The sequence below is a fragment of the Pseudomonas sp. PICF141 genome (assembly GCF_002286815.1).
Classification (GTDB): Bacteria; Pseudomonadota; Gammaproteobacteria; order Pseudomonadales; family Pseudomonadaceae; genus Aquipseudomonas.
On the sequence record NZ_MUNM01000075.1, the window covers coordinates 17,899 to 38,263 of the forward strand.

Here is a 20,365-nt window from a genome sequence, read left to right on the forward strand (position 1 = left end):
AGGAGGATCTTACCGGCAGGCAAGGGATTTACGTCAGGTGGCGAATTGCTCCGTTTTGTTTCAAGCCGTGGCGAGGGATCGATGAGTAGACGCTGTATCATTCCGTATCGTTTTTGCCCCAACCTTTTCTCGACTCGCTGCGTTCGCCGGCTAGGCTTTGGGCTTCGCAGCGGTCAACGGAGTGACAGCTTATGCACAACACCCTGGAACAGGTTTTTGGTTATCCACAGTTTCGACCCGGCCAGGAGGCGGCGGTCAGTGCTGTGTTGGCCGGGCGCTCGGCGGCGGCGATTTTCCCGACCGGTTCGGGCAAGTCCCTTTGCTATCAACTGCCGGCCTTGCTACTGCCGCACCTGACATTGGTTGTGTCGCCCCTGTTGGCATTGATGCAGGATCAGCTAGCGTTCTTGCAGCGCCACGGCATTGCGGCGGGCAGTATCGATTCGGCCCAGAGCCGCGATGACGCCAGCGATGTGATGACGCGGGCAAAGTCCGGTGAATTGAAGATTCTGATGATTTCCGTGGAGCGTCTGAAGAACGAGCGCTTCCGCCATTTTTTGCAGCAGGTACCGATCTCGCTGCTGGTGGTGGATGAGGCCCACTGCATCTCTGAATGGGGCCATAACTTCCGCCCCGACTACCTCAAGCTGCCGGACTATCAGCGGCAGTTCAACATCCCGCAGGCGCTGCTGCTGACCGCCACCGCGACACCCAGGGTGATCGCCGACATGCAGGCCAAATTCGCCATCGCCCCTGAGGATGTGGTGACCACCGGTTTCTATCGATCCAACCTCAATCTGTGGGTGGAACCGGTACGCGGCCAGGACAAGCGACGACGCCTTGTCGAGTGGATGAGCCAGCGTCCTGGCCAGCCGAGTATTGTCTACGTCACCCTGCAGAAAACCGCTGAGCACATTGCCGAGCATCTGGGGCGCAACGGCATTCAGGCCGAGGCCTATCACGCCGGTTTGCCCCATGAACAACGGGAAGCGATTCAGCGGCGGTTCATGGGCGGGCAATCCAATTGCATCGTCGCCACCATTGCCTTCGGCATGGGCATCGATAAAAGCGATATCCGCAACGTGGTGCATTTCGACCTGCCTAAATCCATCGAAAACTACAGCCAGGAAATCGGTCGCGCCGGGCGTGACGGGCAGCCATCCGATTGCCTGGTGCTGGCCAACCGCGACAGCCTCAACGTGCTGGAAAACTTCGTCTACGGCGATACGCCGGAACGGGACGGCATTCGCTACGTGCTCGACGAATTGCAAGCCACCGCGCCCGAGGGGCAATGGGAGTTTCTGCTGGGACCTTTGGCCGATCAGAGCAACATTCGCCAGTTACCGCTCAAGACTTTGCTGGTGCAGCTGGAACTGCGTGGAATAATCGCCCCGCGTTATGCCTATTACGCCGAATACCGTTTCAAGTATTTGCAGGAACCTGACGCATTGCTTGCCCGATTCGAAGGTGAGCGCAAGGACTTCGTCTCGGCAATCATCCAGACCTCCAGCCGTGCACGGACCTGGGCCACGGTGAATTTCGATGCGTTGTATGAGCGGTATTCCGCCGAGCGCAGTCGGGTGGTCAAGGCGCTGGATTATTTTCAGGAGAAGGGCTGGATCGAGGTCGAAAGCAAGCAGATGACCGAGGTTTACAGCCTGCTGCAAGCCGAGGTTGATTCCCAAACCCTGAGCGCTGAATTGCACGCCTGCTTCACCCAGCACGAGCGTACCGAGATCGCACGGATTCACGCCATGCTGGATCTGTTCGCTACCGACCATTGCCTGGGCTATCGCCTGGCGGAATACTTTGGCGATGAAAACGCGCCGAAGCAGTGCGGGCATTGTTCCGTGTGTCACGGTCAGGTGGCGCGATTGCCGGCACCGCCGGAATTGCCAGCGCTTGTGGATAAAAACTTCGAGGCGCTGTGCGGTGATTTTATCCACAGGCACGAGCAGCACACGGGCAACCTTCCTTCAGCTGAACGCGTAACAAGATTTCTATGCGGGATCAGCGTGCCGCTGTTTACCAAGCTCAAAGCGCGGTCGATTCCGGGGTTTGCGGTGTTGGAGGATTATCCGTACGGCGACGTGCGTTGTTGGGTAGAGGTCCATTTGTAGATACCAGGTGCCCGCATCCATCCGCTGAATGTCGCTCATCACAGGAATAAATTTCAAAAAAGCCCAGCGCCTGTCTATGGTGAAGAACTGTCTTTGGATCGCTGACAAGAGAACAACCATGAGCCAGACACCGTTCGATATTCAGCGCGCCGCCGTGATCGGCGCGGGCACCATGGGCCGTGGCATTGTCATGTGCCTGGCCAACGCCGGGGTGCCGGTGCAATGGGTCGATAACAATCCGCAAATGCTTGAGCAAGCACTGACCAGCGTGGCTGAAACTTACGCCCACAACGTGCGTCAGGGGCGGATCGATCAAGCCGAGGCGGATGCGCGCATTGCCCGGGTGACGGCGGCTGCCGATTATGCGGCGATCCGCGATGTCGATCTGGTCATCGAAGCGGTTTACGAAAACCTTGAGTTGAAACAGAAAATCTTCGGCGAACTCGACGGCGTGATGAAACCCGAAGCGATTCTGGCCAGCAATACCTCGGCACTGGACATCGACGCCATGGCTGCTGTCACTCGCCGTCCACAACAAGTCCTGGGCCTGCATTTCTTCAGCCCGGCGCACATCATGAAGCTGCTGGAAATCGTGCGCGGCGCCCGGACGGAGCCGGCGGTACTCGATGCAGCCTTGGCCCTGGGCCAGCGCATGGGCAAGGTCAGCGTGGTGTCGGGCAATTGCCATGGCTTCATTGGCAACCGCATGCTGCATCCGTACGTGCTCGAAGCACGCAAGATGCTGCTGGAGGGCGCCTTGCCTTATCAGGTGGATGCGGCGCTGCAAGGTTTTGGTTTCGCCATGGGGCCGTTTCGCATGTACGACGTGGTCGGCATCGATCTGGAGTGGCGCGCGCGGGAACTGGCAGGCAAAGGCCAGGATGCGCCGGAGGTTCAAGTGGACAACCGCTTGTGCGAGCTGGGGCGTTTCGGTCAGAAGAGTGGCGATGGGTATTACCACTACGAACCGGGCAGTCGCCAGGCTGAGCACGATGTGGAAGTCGATGCGCTGGTATTGGAAGTCAGTGAAGGGTTAGGGTTCCAACGCCGCGAGATCAGCCCTGAAGAGATTCTGGAGCGTTGCTTGCTGGCGCTGGTCAACGAAGGCGCGAAGATTCTTCAGGAAGGCATCGCGGCATCGGCGCATGACATCGACCTGGTTTATCTCAACGGTTACGGCTTCCCGGCGGACAAGGGCGGGCCGATGGCCTGGGCGGATCAGCAAGGGTTGGAAGATATTCATCTGCGCTTGCTGGCTCTGGAGACCCGTCAGGGCGATCACTGGGCGCCGGCACGATTGATTGGTGAGCTGGCGGCGGAGGGTAGGGGCTTTGCTGACATGTGATTTTATGAGGCGCCTGCGAAAAACGATAACGCGGTTTTCGCTTTAGACTCGCTATCCAATTCCAGGAATCGACGCCGATGTCCAACCCCATGCCCCAACGCACCGACTACCCGCACTTCCAGCCCGTCACCACTCGCTGGCACGACAATGACGCCTACGGTCACGTCAACAATGTCACCTACTACAGTTTTTTCGATACGGCGGTAAACACCTACCTGATCGAAGTCGGCGGCCTGGATATCCATGACGGCGAGGTGGTGGGGTTTGTGGTGAGTTCGGCCTGCGACTACTTTGCCTCGATCGCTTTCCCGGACCGTATCGAGATTGGCCTGCGGGTCGGCAAGTTGGGCAACAGCTCGGTGCAATACGAATTGGCGGTGTTCAAGGCAGGGGAAATTGACGCCTGTGCGGCGGGGCGCTTCGTGCATGTGTTCGTGGATCGGACCACGAATCAGCCGGTGGCAATTCCTGCCCGATTGCGCGGGGCGTTGGAGCGACTGGCGATCTGAGAGGCAAAAAAAATCGCAGCCCGAGGGCTGCGATTTTTTGATCTACCGGCAAACGAGGCGATTCAAGCCTCAGTCGTGATAGCGATGTTTATGCTTGCGATGGCCGTAGGCATGACCACGACCTGGATGGCCGCGACGGTAGTAACCACGATCGTCATCATCATAACCACGACGATAGCGACGATCGTCGTCGTCATCGCTCTTGTTGCCCATGTAGTTACCCAGCGCGCCACCGGCGCCGCCGCCTGCTGCGGAACCGATCAGGCTGCCGGTGGTGCCGCCCACGCTACGGCCGACCACGTTACCGCCTGCTGCGCCCAACGCACCGCCAATGGCTGCTTCGCCACGGCTGCGTTTGTCTGCGCCGACGGCGCTACCACCCGCGCCGCCCAGGGCCGCGCCAATGGTTGAACCTGTATTGCCGCCTAACGATTGACCGACGACCGAGCCAAGAACCCCGCCCAATGCGCCGCCCACACCTGCTTCGGTGGTGCCGCCTGCAGAAGCGAAGCCACTGACCAGGCCAAGGGACAACAAGAGAATCGAGGAGAACTTCATAGAGGAACCTCAAGGGGATGACGGCGCGATCCTGAGGCTGTGTCATGGTTGTGACAATCGAAATCCGACGAGTAACACGACTTGAGCACAATTCTATAAGTTACTGTTTTTTGGGCGGAACTTAAGTGTTTTTCACCGGTCTTTAACTACTTCGCAAAGGCCGTTTTTATACAGAAACGGCCTTTTTTGTGGGCGATTGGAAAGTGTTCGAAGGGTGTCGATAGGTGTGTTGCCAAATCGAATGTCTTCGCGGGCAAGCCTCGCTCCTACAAATTGCGTGTCCTTTAGAGGGCGAAAATCTGTAGGAGCGAGGCTTGCCCGCGAAGAGGCCAGACCTGCTACCGCATTAAGCCGATTTCGCCATGATCAACCCCGTCTCACTCGCCGCTTCCAAGCGAATCGCCACAAATTTCGATGTCGGCGTATGGCTGCCATCCCCGGTGCTTTCCAGCGGCACCAGCGGGTTCACTTCCGGATAGTAAGCGGCCGCTTGCCCGGCAGGAATATCAAACGCCAGCAGCGTGAAACCCTTCACCCGACGCTCATGGCCATCATCCCAAATCGAAACAATGTCAGCTTTCTGCCCGGGTTTGAACCCGAGGCGAATGATGTCGGCTTCATTGACGAACAGCACGTCGCGCTGGCCTTTCACCCCGCGATAACGGTCATCAAGACCATAAATCGTGGTGTTGTACTGATCATGGGAACGCATCGACTGCATGATCAGGTCCGGCAGCATGCCGGTGGCGCGGGTGCGTTCGTGGACCAGGTGTTTGGGCAGCCTGTTCACACGGAAGTTGGCCCGGCCCGATGGCGTATTCCAGCGACGTGCGCTGGCGCTGTTACCCAGATAGAAACCACCCGGGTTCTGGATTTTCTCGTTGAAGTCCCGGAAGCCCGGGATGGTGTCGGCGATCAGGTCGCGGATGCGGTTGTAATCGGCCACCAGCCAGTTCCAGTCCACCGGTTTGCTGCCCAGGGTCGCGGCGGCGATGCCGGCGATGATTGCAGGCTCCGAGCGCATCTGGTTCGACAGTGGCTGCAGCTGACCGTTGGAGGCATGGACCATGCTGAACGAGTCTTCCACGGTCACTGCTTGGGCGCCTTCGGCCTGGATATCGATGTCGGTACGGCCCAGGCACGGCAGGATCAGCGCGTCTTTACCGTGGGCCAAATGGCTACGGTTGAGCTTGGTGCTGATCTGCACGGTCAGGTCGCAGTTGGCCAGAGCCTGGAAGGTTCGCGTGCTGTCCGGTGTGGCTTGGGCGAAATTGCCGCCCAGGCCGATGAAGACTTTCGAGCGGCCGTCGGCCATGGCGTGAATCGCCTCGACCACGTTGTGGCCGTTTTCACGGGGCGCCTTGAACTGGAAGCGTCGCTCCAGAGCGTCGAGGAATGCCACCGGCGGACGTTCGTTGATGCCCATTGTCCGGTCGCCTTGCACATTACTGTGGCCACGCACCGGGCACAGGCCGGCACCCGGCCGGCCGATGTTGCCGCGCAACAACATCAGGTTGGCGATTTCCTGGATGGTCGCCACCGAATGACGATGCTGGGTGATGCCCATCGCCCAGCACATGATGACGTTCTTGCCTTTGACGTACATACGCGCCGCTTGCTCGATTTCCATCAGCGTCAGGCCGGACTGTTCGACGATCTGCTCCCACGAGGTGTCGTCGACGATGCCCAGGTATTCCAGAACGTTGACGCTGTGTTCATTGAGGAAGTCGTGGTCGAACACCGCAGGCTCACCGGCCTTCTGCGCATCGCGCTCCCATTGCAGCAGGAACTTGGCCATGCCGCGCATGATCGCCATGTCGCCGCCCAGTGCGGGGCGGAAGTACGCGGTGTTGGTCGGCTTGTCGCCGTTGGTGAGCATTTCCAGTGGGTGTTGTGGGTGCTGAAAACGTTCCAGGCCGCGTTCTTTCAGCGGGTTGATGCACACCACCTGAGCGCCGCGTTTCACGGCTTCGCGCAGGGGTTCGAGCATCCGCGGGTGGTTGGTGCCAGGGTTCTGGCCCCAGACGAAAATCGCATCGGCATGTTCGAAATCATCGAAGGTCACGGTGCCTTTGCCCACGCCAACGCTCTGTGCCAACGCAACACCACTGGCTTCGTGGCACATGTTCGAGCAGTCAGGGAAATTGTTGGTGCCATAGGCGCGCACGAACAATTGATAGAGGAACGCCGCTTCGTTGCTGGCGCGGCCCGAGGTATAGAACTCGGCCTGATTCGGGCTCGACAGGCCGCGCAGATGTTTGGCGATCAGGGTAAAGGCGTCATCCCAACTGATGGGCTGGTAGCGATCGGTTTCGGTGTTGTAGCTCATCGGCTCGGTCAGGCGGCCCTGATATTCAAGCCAGTAATCACTCTGTTCCAGCAGCGAGGTGACGCTGTGTTTGGCAAAGAATGGAGCATCGACGCGCCGCTTGGTCGCTTCCCAGTTCACCGCTTTGGCGCCGTTCTCGCAGAACATCACCATGCCCTTTTCCGGAGAATCACCCCAGGCGCAACCGGGGCAGTCGAAGCCACCGTTCTGGTTGGTCTTGAGCATGATGCGCAGGTTTTTCAGCGCGTTATCGCTGGTCAACCAGGCCTGGGCGACGCTGATCAGCGCGCCCCAGCCACCTGCTGGGCCTTTGTAGGGCTTGTAGCGGGGGACGGGTTTCTGATCGGCTTGACGGTGTTGACTCACGCTTGATTCTCCAACGCTGGGCTGTAAACCCGTGGTGCACTTTTCTGCGGCAGGTGGATGAGGTTGAGGTTATGTCGACGGGCCCATTGCACGGCAAGGCCCGTGGGCGACGACAGGCTGACCAGGGTCTGAATGCCGGCGCGTAAAACTTTCTGAATCAATTCGAGGCTGCAACGGCTGGTGACAATCGCCAGGCCGCCAGTGATCGGGATCTTCTGGCGGATCAACCCGCCGATCAGCTTGTCGAGGGCGTTGTGCCGGCCAATGTCTTCACGGCCCAGCAGCAATTCGCCATTGCCGTTCATGAACACCGCCGCATGCACCGCGCCGCAATGTTGGCCCAGTGGCTGAAATGCACCGATGCGCTGACGCAGGCCGTCCAGCCATTCGGCCGGGGGCAACGGTGCGCCGGCCAAGACTTTGAGATCGGGCAGCGCTTGCTCGACCGCTTCCACGCCGCAGAGACCGCAACCGCTGGTGCCAGCCAGTTGCCGACGCTGCTGCTTGAGGTTCCAGAAGGCGCGATTGGCGATGGTCACTTGCGCGTATTGCGCCGAACCCGAGCCGCTGAGTTGCAAGTCATAGATGTCTGAAGCGTCTTCGATGATGCCGCTGCCAAGGCTGAAGCCGACAATGAAGTCTTCAAGATCCGTTGGCGTGACCAACATGACGGCCTGGCTGATGCCGTTATAGGCAATCGCCAACGCGACTTCCTCGGCCAGCGCGGTGCTGGACGATTCGGTGTATTCAAGGTTGCAGTAACTGTATGTCTGACTGGCGACGGTCGCAGGCGTTTCAACAGCAGGCGCCGCGCGGGAAGGGCGCTTGGCGTTCATAAGGCATCACCAACGGTTTAATCAGCTTAGGGGGCGTTTTCAATGAGTTTCTCCGCCGCGCCGGGAAAACTCATTGAGAACGCCACCTAAGCCTAGGCGCGTCAATCTGTCGCGTCTAATTGCTATTACTGATCTTCCGATAGATGGCGTCGATCAAGAGCCGGCCATTGATTGTTGGTAGATCGCGAAACAGGCTTCTGCAAGCGCCGAACGCGGAGCGCTACGACGCATGATCAGCCCCAACCGGGCGAGGGTCTGGGCACTTTCAATGGGTTGCAGGCGCAAGTGATCGGTGAGGTTTTCCAGACCCCCCTCCAATGGCATCACGGCGCAGCACAGGCCGCCGTGTACCGCTTGTAACAATTGGTGGACCGCATCGGTTTGCAGCAACGGTTGGGGGGCCAAGCCACGACTGTGGAAGTTATGGTCGATGGACTGGCGAAAATGCATGCCACTGGTGAGCATGCCCAGTGGCAGTTCAATCAACGATTTCCAGCTTAAGGGCGCATCGCCGAAACTGAAGAAACGCTGATCGTAGAGCAAGCCCATGCGGGTTTCGCTGAAAGCCAGAGAATCGAAACGCTCACCGTCCAGATGCTCCAGGTATGACACGCCGAGGTCGAGACGGTTGTTTGCCAACTGTTCGAGGATCTGCTCGGAACTCAGGGCCGACAGTTCAAAGCGCAGGTTCGGGTGCTCGGCGTGCAGGCGCTGCATCAGCGGTACCGGGTCGAAACTCGACAGCGGCACCACGCCCAGACGCAACGTACCCACAAGGCTGCCGCGACAGGCTGCCGCTTCGGCCTGCAAGCCGTCGTAGGCCGCCAGCACCGTACGCGCCCACGCCAGCACGCGTTCGCCCGGGGCGGTGAAACCTTCGAAGCGCTGGCCGCGGTTGACCAGCGGCAGGTCAAGCTCTTCTTCAAGGCTGCGCAGGCGCATGGACAGGGTCGGTTGAGTGATGTGACAACGCGCGGCGGCCTGGCCAAAGTGCCGGGTTTCGTCCAGAGCGATGAGGAATTTGAGTTGCTTGATGTCCATCTTCGCTCCAGGGCGCGGGCAAGGTTTGCGATTCTACCGCCTGCGCGGGGTTGGGTCATTGGTCGGCAAGGAGCCGGGCTTTTCAAGGCTGGTCTAGTCTTTGGCGTCTGGAACCCAAACCCCAAGGAGAGTGCACCATGAGTATTTTTAGCTTTGTGAAAGAAGCAGGCGAAAAACTTATCGATCTGCTGACACCTGGCAATGCCAATGCCAGCGAGCAGTTGAAGGAACACCTCAGCAAGGTCGGCCTGGGCAATCCGAATGTTCAGGCGACAATTGAAGGCGACAAAGTCATCGTCACTGGTGATGTGGCGAGCCAGGAAGAGAAGGAAAAGATTCTGCTGGCCTTGGGCAATATCGCCGGTGTCGGCAGTGTTGATGACCAGATCACGGTGACCGGGCCGGTGGCGAAGGTCGCTCGTTTCGTTACGGTGAAAAAGGGCGACACCCTGAGCGCGATTTCCAAGGCCGAATACGGCGACCCGAACAAGTACAACAAGATTTTCGAGGCCAACAAACCACTGCTTTCGCACCCGGACAAGATCTATCCGGGGCAGGTGTTGCGGATTCCTGAGTAAGACTTGAGACCGTGTGATGGCCATCGCGGGCAAGCCACGCTCCCACAGGTTTTGTGTCGTTCGCGTAGAATGCACACACGACACAAAACCTGTGGGAGCGTGGCTTGCCCGCGATGCAGGCGACTCGGTCTAAAGTCCTGTAATGAGCTCCCGATAATCCCCCACCGCCGCAAACTCGGCGGTGTCCTTGGGCGCTTTGCGGCTGTCCGGTTGGCTCACGGCCAGCAGATGCACGACGCCAAAATTGCGCGCACTGCGCAGAATCGGCAGCGTGTCATCGATAAACAGGCTGCGCGCCGGATCGAAGCCGATGTCGGCTTGCAAGGCATCCCAGAACTGCGGGCTTTCCTTGGGATAACCGTAATCATGAGAGCTGATCAACCGCTCGAAATACGGCGCCAGCTCAATTCGTTCCAGCTTCAATGACAGCGAATCGCGGTGGGCGTTGGTGATCAGTATCACCCGTTTGCCGGCCTGATTGATCGCCGCCAGAAACGTGTCTGCATCCGGACGCAGGGCGATCAGGTGCGCGGTTTCCAGTTTCAGTTCGCGCACCGACAGCTTCAGCTCGGCGCTCCAGAAATCCAGGCAGTACCACTGCAATTGTCCGGCATTGCGTTCGAACAACGGCTGCAACTCCAGCTCCGCCATGGCCCGGCTCACCCCATGCAGCTCGGCATAACGCTGTGGCAGATGCTCCATCCAGAAATGGTTGTCGTAGTGCAGGTCCAGCAGCGTGCCGTCCATATCCAGCAAAACGGTATCGATGTCATGCCAGGGCAGCAGGGACATAAAAAACTTCTCCAGCGGTAAAAAAGATATCCGGGATAAACAATCAGGATAGGCCGGGTACAGGCTGGGTGGAAAGCGTCGCGAGCGAAGGGAGTGCAAGGAAAAAACAGGCGAGGACGGGGAGTTTACGAGTTGTAAATGACCCGTCCGAGCCTGTTTTTGACGCAGCAATCTCGAGCGCAGCAGCTTTCAAACAGCCTGTATAGTAACCCGCTTACGCCAAGGAGCCATCTATGCGCCAGAAACCCACCGTACTCGCCCGCGACATTGTCGCCACCAGCCGTTTGTTCTGTGTCGAAGAGCTGAAGTTGCGCTTTTCCAATGGCGTGGAGCGTACTTACGAGCGTCTGGTCAGCAAAGGCACCGGTCATGGCGCAGTGATGATCGTGGCGATGCTCGATGCGGAACATGCGGTGTTGGTAGAGGAGTACTGCGGCGGCACCGATGCTTATGAGTTGTCCCTGCCCAAAGGTTTGATCGAGCCGGGCGAAGACGTGTTGGCGGCGGCCGAGCGCGAGCTCATGGAAGAGGCCGGGTATGGCGCGCGACAGCTTGAGCATTTGACCGAGTTGTCATTGTCACCGGGCTACATGAGCCAGAGGATCCAGGTGGTGCTGGCCACCGACCTGTACGAAGAACGCCTGGAGGGTGACGAGCCCGAGCCGATGGGGGTGGAAAAGATCAATCTGCGTGAATTGTCGTCTTTGGCGCAGAATCCGCGATTCACTGAGGGCCGTGCCTTGGCGGCGCTGTATCTGGCCCGTGACTTAATGACTCAACGTGGGGTGTTTTTGCCGTGAACTTGAATTTTCCCCATCCGTTGATGGCGCCAGTCGTTGAACTGGCTTTGAAGGCTGGCGAGGCGATCCTGCCGTTCTGGCGCGTCAACGTTGCGGTCACTGCAAAGTCCGATGATTCCCCGGTCACCGCCGCCGACATGGCCGCTCATCATGTAATTCTGGCCGGGCTGACCGCGCTGGATCCGAGCATTCCGGTGCTGTCCGAAGAGGACGCCAATATCCCCCAGAGCGTGCGCGCCAGCTGGCAACGCTGGTGGCTGGTCGATCCGTTGGACGGGACCAAGGAGTTCATCTCCGGTAGCGAAGAGTTCACTGTCAACATCGCACTGATCGAACAGGGGCGTGTGGTGTTCGGCGTGGTGTCGATGCCGACCAACGGGCGTTTTTATGTCGGCGGTGCCGGGTTGGGAGCCTGGCGTGGTGATAAAGACGCCGAGCCGTTGCCGATTCAGGTTCGCGAGGTTCCGGCTGCGGGCGAGCTTTTCACGGTGGTCGCCAGCCGTCGGCATTCGAGCCCTGAGCAGGAACAGCTACTGACGGGGTTGAGCGATAGCCTGGGTGAATTGCAACTGGCGAACATCGGCAGCTCGCTAAAATTTTGCCTGTTGGCGGAAGGGGCGGCGGATTGTTATCCGCGGTTGGCGCCGACTTCGCAGTGGGACACGGCGGCGGCGCAAGGCGTGCTGGAAGGTGCGGGCGGTGAGGTGCTGGATTTGAATGGTGAGCCGTTCTGTTATCCGGCGCGGGAGTCGTTGTTGAATGAGTTTTTCCTGGCGCTGCCGGCTAAAGCGGCTTGGCGGGAGAAATTGTTGGCTTTGGCTCGGGGTTGAAGATCAAAGATAAGATCGTTCCCATGCTCCGCGTGGGAATGCTTCCAGGGACGGGCTGCATTCCCACGCAGAGCGTGGGAACGATCAGTCATCGGTGAAGGACATACTGCCCGGTAAACCGCACCGCATCCTCTTCACTCCCGGCATTCACAATCCGCGAATGCAGCGTCAACCGCGCCCGCCCATAGCGCTCATACATTGCCAGAAACTTCTTCCATACTGCCGCACTCGGTGCCTGGCAAATCGCCGTCGCGTCTGTAGTGACCGGTAGCGGGTAGCTGATCTGCCCTTCCTGAATCACGATGTGCCCGTCTTCGATGATGCCTTCTTCACGCAAACGCAAATGCAGCCAGCCCCAGCCGGCCAATACTGCGCCGCAATATAGACTGCCACCGAACATGGTGCTTTTGTGATTGACGTTGGCCGCAAGCGGCAGGTGCAGGCGCAGCTGTTGGTCGTGCCAGTCGAGCACTTTGAGGCCCATGTCCCGCGTGAGGGGGATGTCAGAATGGAGGATCGATTCCAGGTGACGACTGTCGCGGTTCATTCACGGGCCTTTTGTTTGAAGGGGATGATTTTACGGTAGCTCAATCAAGGTCGTCGGTGGGGCTGCTGGCGCCGCTGTCGGCGAAGTTCAGACCATGCTTGCGCAGTTTATCGTGCAAGGTTTTGCGCGGAATGCCGAGGGCTTCGGCGAGGCTGCGCACGGAGCTGTGAGAGCGCGCCAGTTCGGCGGCAATCAAACTCTTCTCGAAATTCTCCACTTGCTCGCTCAGGCCGCCGCTGACCACTTCAATCGTGCTGCCGACGACGCCGTCCGGCGCACTGTTGTCCAGCGCCAGTTCCAGACCCAAGGCAAAGCGTTCGGCGGCGTTCTGCAGTTCACGTACATTGCCTGGCCAGGTGTGGCGCAATAGCAGCGCCCGGTGTCCCGGCTGCAATTCGTGGGGTGGCAAACCGTGGCGGGCGCTGGCTTCATCGGCGAAATACTGGAACAGCATCAGCGCATCTTCGCCCCGCTCACGCAGCGGCGGAATGCGCAGCGGTGCGACGTTCAGGCGGTAATACAAGTCGGCACGGAAGCGGCCCTGATCAGCGGATTGACGCAGGTCCTCCTTGGTCGCGGCAATGATGCGGATATCCAGCGGGATCAGCTGGTTGCCGCCCAAGCGCTCGACGACCCGCTCTTGCAGCAAGCGCAGCAATTTCACCTGCACGTCCAGGCTCATGCTTTCGATTTCATCGAGGAACAACGTGCCGCCGTTGGCGAATTCGAACTTGCCGATGCGACGCTTCTGCGCGCCGGTAAACGCACCGGGCTCGTGACCGAACAGCTCGCTTTCCACCACCGATTCGGCCAGGGCCCCGGCGTTGATCGCCACGAATGGACCGTTACGCCGACTCGACAGGTCGTGCAGCGCGCGCGCCACCACTTCCTTGCCCGCACCGGTTTCGCCGAGGATCAGTACGTCGGCCTTGGTCGCCGCCAATGCACCGATCTGCTCACGCAGGCGCAGCATCGGCGCTGATTGCCCGACCAGTCGAGCGCTCAGTTCATTGCGATCGCTCAGGGCCAGACGCAGGCTGCGGTTGTCCAGCACCAGCCGGCGCAGGTCCAGGGCACGACGCACGCTGTCGAGCAGGGCATCGCTGGCGAAGGGTTTTTCCAGAAAATCATAGGCCCCGGCACGCATGGCTTGAACGGCCAGCGGCACATCGCCGTGGCCGGTGATCAGCAGCACCGGCAGCTCAGGGTCCTGGGCGTGGAGTTCGGTCAGCAATTCCAGGCCGTCCATGCCTGGCATACGGATGTCACTGACCACCACGCCCGACCAGTCACGCTCCAGTTGCCCGGCCAGGCCTTTGGCTTCAGCCAGCGGCAGAATCTTCAGGCCGGCCAGGTCCAGGGTCTGGCTCAGGGCCTGGCGCAGGTGCGGATCGTCGTCGATCAACACGACCTGGATGCGATTGTCGATGGTCATGCACTTCGGTCCTCGGACGGTTGCAGGCTCACGCCCGGTGCGCCTGCGCGCAACTTCAGGGTAATCAGGGCGCCACCTTCCTTGTGGTTGGAGAACGACAGTTCACCCCCGAAGGCGCGCATCAAGGTGTCGCAAATCGCCAGCCCCAAGCCAAGCCCCTGAGTGCGGGTCTTGGTGGTGTAGAAGGGCTCGCCGGCGCGACCCAGCGCTTCCAGGCAAAACCCGGGGCCGTTGTCGCGAATGTACAGATTGACGCCGTCGACGGTGGACTCGGCACTCAACCAGAGTTTACGCGGCGGGCCTTTTTCCGTCAGGGCGTCGAGAGCATTGGCCAGCAGATTGCCGAGTACCTGACGCAGGCGCGTTTCTCCAGCCTCGACCCATAGGGTGGCGGCGGGCAGGTCACGGATCAGCTCGACTTCCATGCTACGCCGACGCTTGGCCAGTAACGCCAGTGCGTCGTCCAGTGCCGGTTGCAGGGCCACACTTTCCGGGGCGTGGCGATCACGCCGGGCGAAGGCGCGCAGGTGAGCGATGATCGAGGCCATGCGCCCGGTCAATTCGCTGATCAGCTTGAGGTTGCCGCGAGCATCCTCGGTGCGCTGATGATCGAGCAGCACTTCGGCGTTTTCCGCATAACTGCGGATCGCCGCCAGCGGTTGGTTGAGCTCGTGGCTGATGCTCGCCGACATCGTCCCCAGCGCCGAGAGCTTGCCGGCCTGCACCAGGTCATCCTGCGCGCGCACCAGTTCCTGCTGGGCGTGTTCGCGCTCCAGCACTTCCTGCTTGAGCCGACGGTTGAGGCCTTCGAGGTCGCTGGTCCGTTCGGCGACCCGGCCTTCCAGTTCCTGGCGGGCCTTGCCTTCGAAGGCGATCCGCTCCAGATAATGGCGCCGGCGTTGCATCATCAGGCCCAGCAGCAGCATCACTACCAGCAACGTTGCACCGCCAATGGCCACGACCGTGCGTACCGGGCGATCGATCAGGGTGCGCGGTGCAAGGATGCTGACGCTCCAGCCGGTTTCTTCGATCTGCCGGGTTTGCGTCAGCCAGGCGTTGGCGTCGAGATTCAACGGCTTGGGATCGCGGGTCGGATAGGGTTGAATCGCGGTGATGGCCTCGCGTTCTGCGTCGCTCAATGGACGGGTCGAGCGGAAACGCCACTCGGGCCGCGACGTGAGGATGACCACGCCATTGTGGTCGGTGACCAGCAGTTGTTCCGGGGTTTTACCCCAAAGACTTTCGGTATGGTCGAGGTCGACCTTGACCACCAGCACGCCGATGATTTTTTCGCGATCACGTATCGCTGCCGCAAAGAAGTAACCGCGCTTGGCCGAAGTGGTGCCCAGGCCGAAGAAACGCCCCAGACGCCCGGCCATGGCTTCGCTGAAATAGGGACGGAAAGCGAAATTGCGGCCAACGAAGCTGTCGTGTTTGTCCCAATTGGAGGCCGCCAGCGTCTTGCCGGTGGTGTCCATCAGGTACATGACTTCGGCGCCGGTCTGCGCACTGATGTTTTTCAGCAGGCGATTGGCATTGCCTTGAATCACGCCCTCGTCGGGCGCAGCCAATGTCGCGCGCAGGGCGGGCAGCTCGCCGAGAATCTGCGGCAACACTTCATACCGATGCAGAGTGCCCAACAGGTTGGCGACATAAAGGTCTAGGGTTTGACGGTTCTGCCCGGCCAGTTCGCTGCGGTAGTAACGCTCGGCCAGATGCTCCAGCGGCCACAGCAAGGGCGCCAGGCACAACGCGAGTAGCGCCAGGCTGCGCCAACGGGGTCTGCGGGGGAGAGTGGGTGTCATGAGCATCAAGCGCCTATGGGTATAGACGCATTATGCCTAGGCTTGCGGGCGCAGTCTGCGCACCGGGATCAAGTGCGCACTGGCGGTGAACATTCACAGGTATTCAGGAAAAAACTTCAGCGTCCTTGAGGAGCGCGGCGGACTGATCCTTGGCTGACAGTTTCGGTGCTTCGTCCAGCTGCCAGTCGATGCCCAGGTCCGGATCGTCCCAGCGAATACTGCGCTCGGCCGAGGGGGTGTAGTAGTCGGTGGTCTTGTAGAGGAACTCGGCGTAATCGCTCAGTACCACGAAACCGTGAGCAAAACCTTCAGGCACCCAAAGTTGGCGATGGTTATCGGCAGACAGACGTACCGCCACCCATTTGCCGAAATGCGGCGAGCTGCGACGAATATCCACCGCCACGTCCAGCACTTCACCGACGGTGACACGGACCAGTTTGCCCTGAGTGTTCTCCAACTGGTAATGCAAACCGCGCAGTACACCTTTTTGCGAGCGGGAATGATTGTCCTGAACGAATTGGGTGTTCAGGCCGGTTGCCTCTTCGAAAGCCTTGGCGTTGAAGCTCTCGTAGAAGAAGCCGCGCTCGTCACCAAATACCTTGGGTTCGATGATCAGAACACCGGGCAGGTCGGTGGTGACTACATTCATGGTGTTTCTCCGGCAATAGGCGTGATGGTCGACATTCTTACGCAAAGTGGCGGCGGGTGCGAGTGGGGCGGTGGTTCAGGGGATAAAATTCGTGAGGTCGCTGCGTGATCTGTCACCTGTTAATCGACCTCACCGAAATACCACTGCTCTGCCTCATAGGGTTGTCCGTCACAATCTTCAGCGGTAAAGCGCAAACCTCTTTCTTCCATCCCGTCTGGAAGGACGAGACCCCATTGCGCTGCGAGGCTTTTATCCGCTGGGCAGTATTCACTATCGATTAGCGGGATGTGACTTCGGTGGTAGTCCAGATTGGTGTAAATGCAGATTTCGCTGGTGAACATGTCTGGCAGGCAGATAACCGTGATTACTCGACAGTCGATGGCATTTTCCGGCCTGGCCTGGCGTATGTGATGCGCGGCATTGATCATTTGTTGAGCGCATTCTTTGCGTATGGCAGTGGTGGCTTGTTTACCCTCTACCAGTGTCGTGATAACCGGAATTTTCCAGTTGCAGTATTTCTGTTCGAGAGTCAGATCGTCCGGAAAATAACCCTCGAAGCGAGAGGCCCAGGCTGCGAGGCCTTTCAATCGACGTGGGATGTTTCGGATTTTTTTGTTTGAGAGTGCAAGGCGGCGCATCGTCATGGTGGCGACTTTATCCTGGGCGGTTGAAGAGTCCTTTGTGGCTATAGGTTGGAATCAGGAACAGTGAAAGGCAATCCGAGATTGCTGTAGGAAAGTTCATCTGAGTAGTCGCTGATCGGAAACCATCCCCAATGCCGACCCTTAGACGGGTATAAGAGGGTTGCGTATCGCCCCAAGCAATGGCGATATAAGCGCCTAATAAAATTTCAGGGGTCGTTGTATGCCGCTCGCCACGTTGATTCACCGCGCCAGTCTGCCCAGCCCGCAAGTGTCTGCGACGCAAGCGCTTGAGCTGTTGAAAGAGCATTACGGGTTGAGCGGGCGGTTGCAGGCTCTTGGGAGCCAGCAGGATCTCAATTTCCGCGTCGACAGCGAGCAGGGGCGTTTTGTCCTGAAAATCTGCCGTGGTGATTATTCGGCGCTGGAGCTGCAAGCCCAACACGCAGGGCTCAAGCATCTGGCTGAACATTCCGGCGTGCCGGTGCCTGGAGTGATCGCGGCCAAAAATGGGGCAGACTTGCTCTCGCTTGAGGTCGACGGCCAAGCGGTGCACGTGCGCCTGCTTGATTACATCGACGGCCAGTCCCTGACGCACCTCGTTCACCTGAGCCATTCAGTGGTCGCCGGTTTTGGCCGGCTCTGCGGCGAAATGGACCTGGCGCTGGCCGGTTTCAATCACCCGGGCCTGGAGCGCACCTTGCAATGGGACGCTCGCCATGCCAACGCATTGATCGCTCATTTGCTGCCGGTGATCCAGGATGACCGGCAACGAAAGCTGATCGCCGACGCCGCCGAACAAGCCGAGCGCCATTTGCAGCCCTTGATGGACACGCTGCCGGTGCAGGCGATCCACATGGACATCACGGATGACAATGTGGTCTGGCAGCGGGATTCGCAGCGCCAATGGCAGTTGCAGGGCGTGATCGATTTCGGCGACCTGGTCCGAACCTGGCGGATCACGGACCTGTCGGTGACCTGTGCCGCGCTACTGCACCATGCCGATGGGGATCCGTTCTACATTTTGCCGGCGGTTCGGGCTTATCACGCGGTCAATCCGTTGCAGCATGAAGAGTTGCTGGCACTCTGGCCGCTGATCGTCGCCCGCTCGGCAGTGCTGGTGCTCAGTGGCGAGCAACAGGTCAGCATTGATCCGGGCAATGAGTACAGTCGCGACAACCTGACCCATGAATGGGAAATTTTCCGTGTTGCCACGTCGGTGCCATTGGATTTGATGGAGGCGGCGATCCTGACCGCCGTCGGTCAAAGCCTGCCGGGCATCGGCAGTGAAGGTTTCGCGCCATTATTGCCGAGTCTTGTGGGGCGTGAATTTGCCTTGATCGATCTGGGCGTGCTCAGTGCGCATTTCGAGGCAGGTAACTGGGAGCAGGAGGGGATCGACCTGCGTCTGCTGACTGAGGCCGCCGCGGCTCACGGTCTGGCGGCCAGTCGATATGGTCAGTATCGTCTGTCCCGCACTCGGCCGGACAGCGCCGGTGAACCGGATACTTTCCCGCTACATGTTGCATTGCGAGTACCCGACGGCACGGCGGTCGAAGCGCCGTTTGCCGGGGTTATCCATATCGAAGGGGAGAACTTGCTGCAACTGGACGGCCCGGAGCTCAGCGTCCGTTTGTGGGGTGTGACCCCATCGGTGCGCAGTAGCGCGGCGCTGGTCAAAGGTCAGGTGCTGGGTTCGGTCAGCGGGCCGTTGATCGTGCAATTGTGTCGAAGCGCTCAACTCGACGCACCGTTGTTTTGCACGCCTTCGCGCGCGGCAGCCTGGCAGGCGTTGTGTCCTTCACCTGCCATGTTGTTGGGGCTGGCCTGTGATGCCCAGGAAGAGCTCGACTCGCAGACATTGCTCGTCCGCCGTGACGCGAGTTTCGCTCGCTCCCAGAAGCACTATTACGTCGACCCGCCGCGCATCGAGCGCGGCTGGCGCAATCATCTGATCGACATGCAGGGTCGTTCTTACCTCGACATGCTGAACAATGTCGCGGTCCTGGGGCATGGTCATCCGCGCATGGCCGCCGTCGCCAGCCGGCAGTGGTCGTTGCTCAATACCAATTCGCGTTTTCACTATGCGGCGATTGCCGAGTTTTCCGAGCGCTTGCTGAAACTGGCGCCGGACAACATGGATCGCGTATTTCTGGTCAACAGCGGCACCGAGGCCAATGACCTGGCGATCCGCCTGGCCTGGGCCTACAGCGGCGGTCGCGACATGCTCAGCGTGCTGGAGGCGTATCACGGCTGGTCAGTGGCGGCGGACGCGGTTTCGACCTCGATCGCCGATAACCCCAAGGCCTTGAGCAGCCGTCCGGACTGGGTGCATCCAGTGACTGCGCCGAACACCTATCGCGGTGAATTTCGTGGCATCGATAGCGCACCGGACTACGTGCGTAGCGTCGAACACAACCTGGCGAAAATCGCTGAGCAGAAACGCCAACTGGCCGGTTTCATCTGCGAACCGGTGTACGGCAATGCCGGCGGTATCTCGCTGCCACCGGGCTATTTGAAGCAGGTCTATGCGCTGGTCCGCGCTCAGGGCGGGGTATGCATCGCCGATGAGGTGCAGGTCGGTTACGGCCGCATGGGCAAATTCTTCTGGGGTTTCGAAGAGCAAGGCGTGGTGCCGGACATCATCACCATGGCCAAAGGCATGGGTAATGGCCAACCGTTGGGCGCAGTCATTACCCGTCGGGAAATTGCCGAGGCGCTGGAGGCCGAGGGCTACTTCTTCTCGTCGGCCGGGGGCAGCCCGGTCAGTTGCCAGATTGGCATGGCGGTGCTGGATGTGATGGAAGAAGAAAAACTCTGGGAGAACGCCCAGGTCGTGGGTGGGTATTTTAAGGAGCGCCTTGAAGCATTTGTTGACCGGCATCCCCTGGTGGGGGCGGTGCATGGCTCCGGTTTTTACCTGGGCGTGGAGTTGATCCGCAATCGAGAAACCCTGGAGCCCGCGACCGAAGAAACCACGGCATTGTGCGATCGCCTTCGTGAGTTGGGGATCTTCATGCAGCCGACCGGCGATTACTTGAACATTCTCAAGATCAAGCCTCCGATGGTTACCTCCCGTCAAAGCGTGGATTTCTTTGTCGACATGCTGTCGAAGGTGTTGGACGAAGAGTTGTAAGACTCGATATCGCTTTCGCGGGCAAGCCTCGCTCCGTGTCGTGCGCAT

General features: G+C 59.6%; 17 protein-coding genes. 7 read left to right on the forward strand and 10 right to left on the reverse strand.

Going from position 1 to position 20,365, the window contains the following annotated elements:
- The first annotated feature begins 191 nt into the window (after positions 1–191).
- The 3 genes from BZL43_RS21485 (at position 192) to BZL43_RS21495 (ending at position 3,974) form a co-directional block, all read left to right on the forward strand.
- Positions 192–2,120, forward strand: coding sequence for an ATP-dependent DNA helicase RecQ (locus BZL43_RS21485; RefSeq protein WP_095634160.1), 1,929 nt, complete (start codon positions 192–194; stop codon positions 2,118–2,120).
- 118 nt (positions 2,121–2,238) lie between these two features.
- Complete coding sequence (locus BZL43_RS21490; RefSeq protein ID WP_095634161.1) at positions 2,239–3,465, forward strand: 3-hydroxyacyl-CoA dehydrogenase; 1,227 nt, start codon at positions 2,239–2,241, stop codon at positions 3,463–3,465.
- A gap of 77 nt (positions 3,466–3,542) precedes the next feature.
- Positions 3,543–3,974 carry a thioesterase family protein gene (locus tag BZL43_RS21495; RefSeq protein ID WP_095634162.1) on the forward strand — a complete coding sequence of 144 codons (432 nt, stop codon included), beginning with the start codon at positions 3,543–3,545 and terminating at the stop codon, positions 3,972–3,974.
- Positions 3,975–4,043: 69 nt separating this feature from the next.
- Here the strand turns inward: BZL43_RS21495 and BZL43_RS21500 are convergent, their stop codons facing one another.
- From BZL43_RS21500 to BZL43_RS21515, 4 genes are all read right to left on the reverse strand, one after another.
- Complete coding sequence (locus tag BZL43_RS21500; protein ID WP_095634163.1) at positions 4,044–4,532, reverse strand: glycine zipper domain-containing protein; 489 nt, start codon at positions 4,530–4,532, stop codon at positions 4,044–4,046.
- A 346-nt stretch (positions 4,533–4,878) separates the two neighbouring features.
- Positions 4,879–7,227 carry an FdhF/YdeP family oxidoreductase gene (locus BZL43_RS21505; protein WP_095634164.1) on the reverse strand — a complete coding sequence of 783 codons (2,349 nt, stop codon included), beginning with the start codon at positions 7,225–7,227 and terminating at the stop codon, positions 4,879–4,881.
- Complete coding sequence (gene fdhD / locus BZL43_RS21510; RefSeq protein WP_095634165.1) at positions 7,224–8,063, reverse strand: formate dehydrogenase accessory sulfurtransferase FdhD; 840 nt, start codon at positions 8,061–8,063, stop codon at positions 7,224–7,226. Before fdhD ends, BZL43_RS21505 begins: the two co-directional genes overlap by 4 nt.
- 153 nt (positions 8,064–8,216) lie before the next feature.
- Positions 8,217–9,104 carry a LysR family transcriptional regulator gene (locus BZL43_RS21515; protein ID WP_095634166.1) on the reverse strand — a complete coding sequence of 296 codons (888 nt, stop codon included), beginning with the start codon at positions 9,102–9,104 and terminating at the stop codon, positions 8,217–8,219.
- 137 nt (positions 9,105–9,241) lie between these two features.
- Between BZL43_RS21515 and lysM the strand changes: the two genes are divergently transcribed.
- Entirely contained in the window at positions 9,242–9,682 is a 441-nt protein-coding gene (lysM, locus tag BZL43_RS21520; RefSeq protein WP_095634167.1) for a peptidoglycan-binding protein LysM, read from the forward strand.
- 129 nt (positions 9,683–9,811) lie between these two features.
- Here the strand turns inward: lysM and yrfG are convergent, their stop codons facing one another.
- Positions 9,812–10,474: a GMP/IMP nucleotidase gene (gene yrfG / locus BZL43_RS21525; protein WP_095634168.1), complete on the reverse strand. Its 663-nt coding sequence runs from the start codon at positions 10,472–10,474 to the stop codon at positions 9,812–9,814.
- 233 nt (positions 10,475–10,707) lie between these two features.
- Here yrfG and nudE point away from each other — a divergent pair, with 233 nt between their 5' ends.
- Positions 10,708–11,274, forward strand: a complete 567-nt coding sequence (gene nudE / locus BZL43_RS21530) for an ADP compounds hydrolase NudE (protein WP_095634169.1) — start codon at positions 10,708–10,710, stop codon at positions 11,272–11,274.
- The gene (gene cysQ, locus BZL43_RS21535) at positions 11,271–12,104 is read left to right on the forward strand and encodes a 3'(2'),5'-bisphosphate nucleotidase CysQ (RefSeq protein WP_095634170.1); all 834 of its coding nucleotides are present in this window, start codon (positions 11,271–11,273) and stop codon (positions 12,102–12,104) included. Before nudE ends, cysQ begins: the two co-directional genes overlap by 4 nt.
- Positions 12,105–12,192: 88 nt before the next feature.
- Here the strand turns inward: cysQ and BZL43_RS21540 are convergent, their stop codons facing one another.
- The 5 genes from BZL43_RS21540 to BZL43_RS21560 all read right to left on the reverse strand — a co-directional run bounded on the left by BZL43_RS21540 (position 12,193) and on the right by BZL43_RS21560 (position 17,184).
- Positions 12,193–12,651 (reverse strand): YiiD C-terminal domain-containing protein, encoded by a 459-nt coding sequence (locus tag BZL43_RS21540; RefSeq protein WP_095634171.1) that lies wholly within the window; start codon positions 12,649–12,651, stop codon positions 12,193–12,195.
- Between the two features lie 40 nt (positions 12,652–12,691).
- Positions 12,692–14,086, reverse strand: coding sequence for a sigma-54 dependent transcriptional regulator (locus BZL43_RS21545; protein ID WP_095634172.1), 1,395 nt, complete (start codon positions 14,084–14,086; stop codon positions 12,692–12,694).
- Positions 14,083–15,891, reverse strand: a complete 1,809-nt coding sequence (locus BZL43_RS21550; RefSeq protein ID WP_095634216.1) for an ATP-binding protein — start codon at positions 15,889–15,891, stop codon at positions 14,083–14,085. Before BZL43_RS21550 ends, BZL43_RS21545 begins: the two co-directional genes overlap by 4 nt.
- Positions 15,892–15,994: 103 nt before the next feature.
- Complete coding sequence (gene rfbC, locus BZL43_RS21555; protein WP_095634173.1) at positions 15,995–16,540, reverse strand: dTDP-4-dehydrorhamnose 3,5-epimerase; 546 nt, start codon at positions 16,538–16,540, stop codon at positions 15,995–15,997.
- 119 nt (positions 16,541–16,659) lie between these two features.
- A complete protein-coding gene (locus BZL43_RS21560; protein WP_095634174.1) occupies positions 16,660–17,184 on the reverse strand; it encodes a DUF3916 domain-containing protein in 525 nt (174 codons plus the stop codon).
- Between the two features lie 220 nt (positions 17,185–17,404).
- Here BZL43_RS21560 and BZL43_RS21565 point away from each other — a divergent pair, with 220 nt between their 5' ends.
- Positions 17,405–20,317, forward strand: coding sequence for an aminotransferase (locus tag BZL43_RS21565; RefSeq protein ID WP_095634175.1), 2,913 nt, complete (start codon positions 17,405–17,407; stop codon positions 20,315–20,317).
- Positions 20,318–20,365: the final 48 nt, after the last annotated feature.

What these genes read in the sequence shown, in the direction of transcription:
- lysM (WP_095634167.1), top strand. Translation starts at nt 9,242, where the DNA reads ATGAGTATTTTTAGCTTTGTGAAAGAAGCAGGCGAAAAACTTATCGAT.
- BZL43_RS21515 (WP_095634166.1), bottom strand. Translation starts at nt 9,104, where the DNA reads ATGGACATCAAGCAACTCAAATTCCTCATCGCTCTGGACGAAACCCGG.
- BZL43_RS21545 (WP_095634172.1), bottom strand. Translation starts at nt 14,086, where the DNA reads ATGACCATCGACAATCGCATCCAGGTCGTGTTGATCGACGACGATCCG.
- BZL43_RS21490 (WP_095634161.1), top strand. Translation starts at nt 2,239, where the DNA reads ATGAGCCAGACACCGTTCGATATTCAGCGCGCCGCCGTGATCGGCGCG.
- rfbC (WP_095634173.1), bottom strand. Translation starts at nt 16,540, where the DNA reads ATGAATGTAGTCACCACCGACCTGCCCGGTGTTCTGATCATCGAACCC.
- BZL43_RS21495 (WP_095634162.1), top strand. Translation starts at nt 3,543, where the DNA reads ATGTCCAACCCCATGCCCCAACGCACCGACTACCCGCACTTCCAGCCC.
- yrfG (WP_095634168.1), bottom strand. Translation starts at nt 10,474, where the DNA reads ATGTCCCTGCTGCCCTGGCATGACATCGATACCGTTTTGCTGGATATG.
- BZL43_RS21550 (WP_095634216.1), bottom strand. Translation starts at nt 15,891, where the DNA reads ATGACACCCACTCTCCCCCGCAGACCCCGTTGGCGCAGCCTGGCGCTA.
- BZL43_RS21485 (WP_095634160.1), top strand. Translation starts at nt 192, where the DNA reads ATGCACAACACCCTGGAACAGGTTTTTGGTTATCCACAGTTTCGACCC.
- BZL43_RS21560 (WP_095634174.1), bottom strand. Translation starts at nt 17,184, where the DNA reads ATGACGATGCGCCGCCTTGCACTCTCAAACAAAAAAATCCGAAACATC.
- BZL43_RS21540 (WP_095634171.1), bottom strand. Translation starts at nt 12,651, where the DNA reads ATGAACCGCGACAGTCGTCACCTGGAATCGATCCTCCATTCTGACATC.
- nudE (WP_095634169.1), top strand. Translation starts at nt 10,708, where the DNA reads ATGCGCCAGAAACCCACCGTACTCGCCCGCGACATTGTCGCCACCAGC.
- BZL43_RS21565 (WP_095634175.1), top strand. Translation starts at nt 17,405, where the DNA reads ATGCCGCTCGCCACGTTGATTCACCGCGCCAGTCTGCCCAGCCCGCAA.
- BZL43_RS21500 (WP_095634163.1), bottom strand. Translation starts at nt 4,532, where the DNA reads ATGAAGTTCTCCTCGATTCTCTTGTTGTCCCTTGGCCTGGTCAGTGGC.
- fdhD (WP_095634165.1), bottom strand. Translation starts at nt 8,063, where the DNA reads ATGAACGCCAAGCGCCCTTCCCGCGCGGCGCCTGCTGTTGAAACGCCT.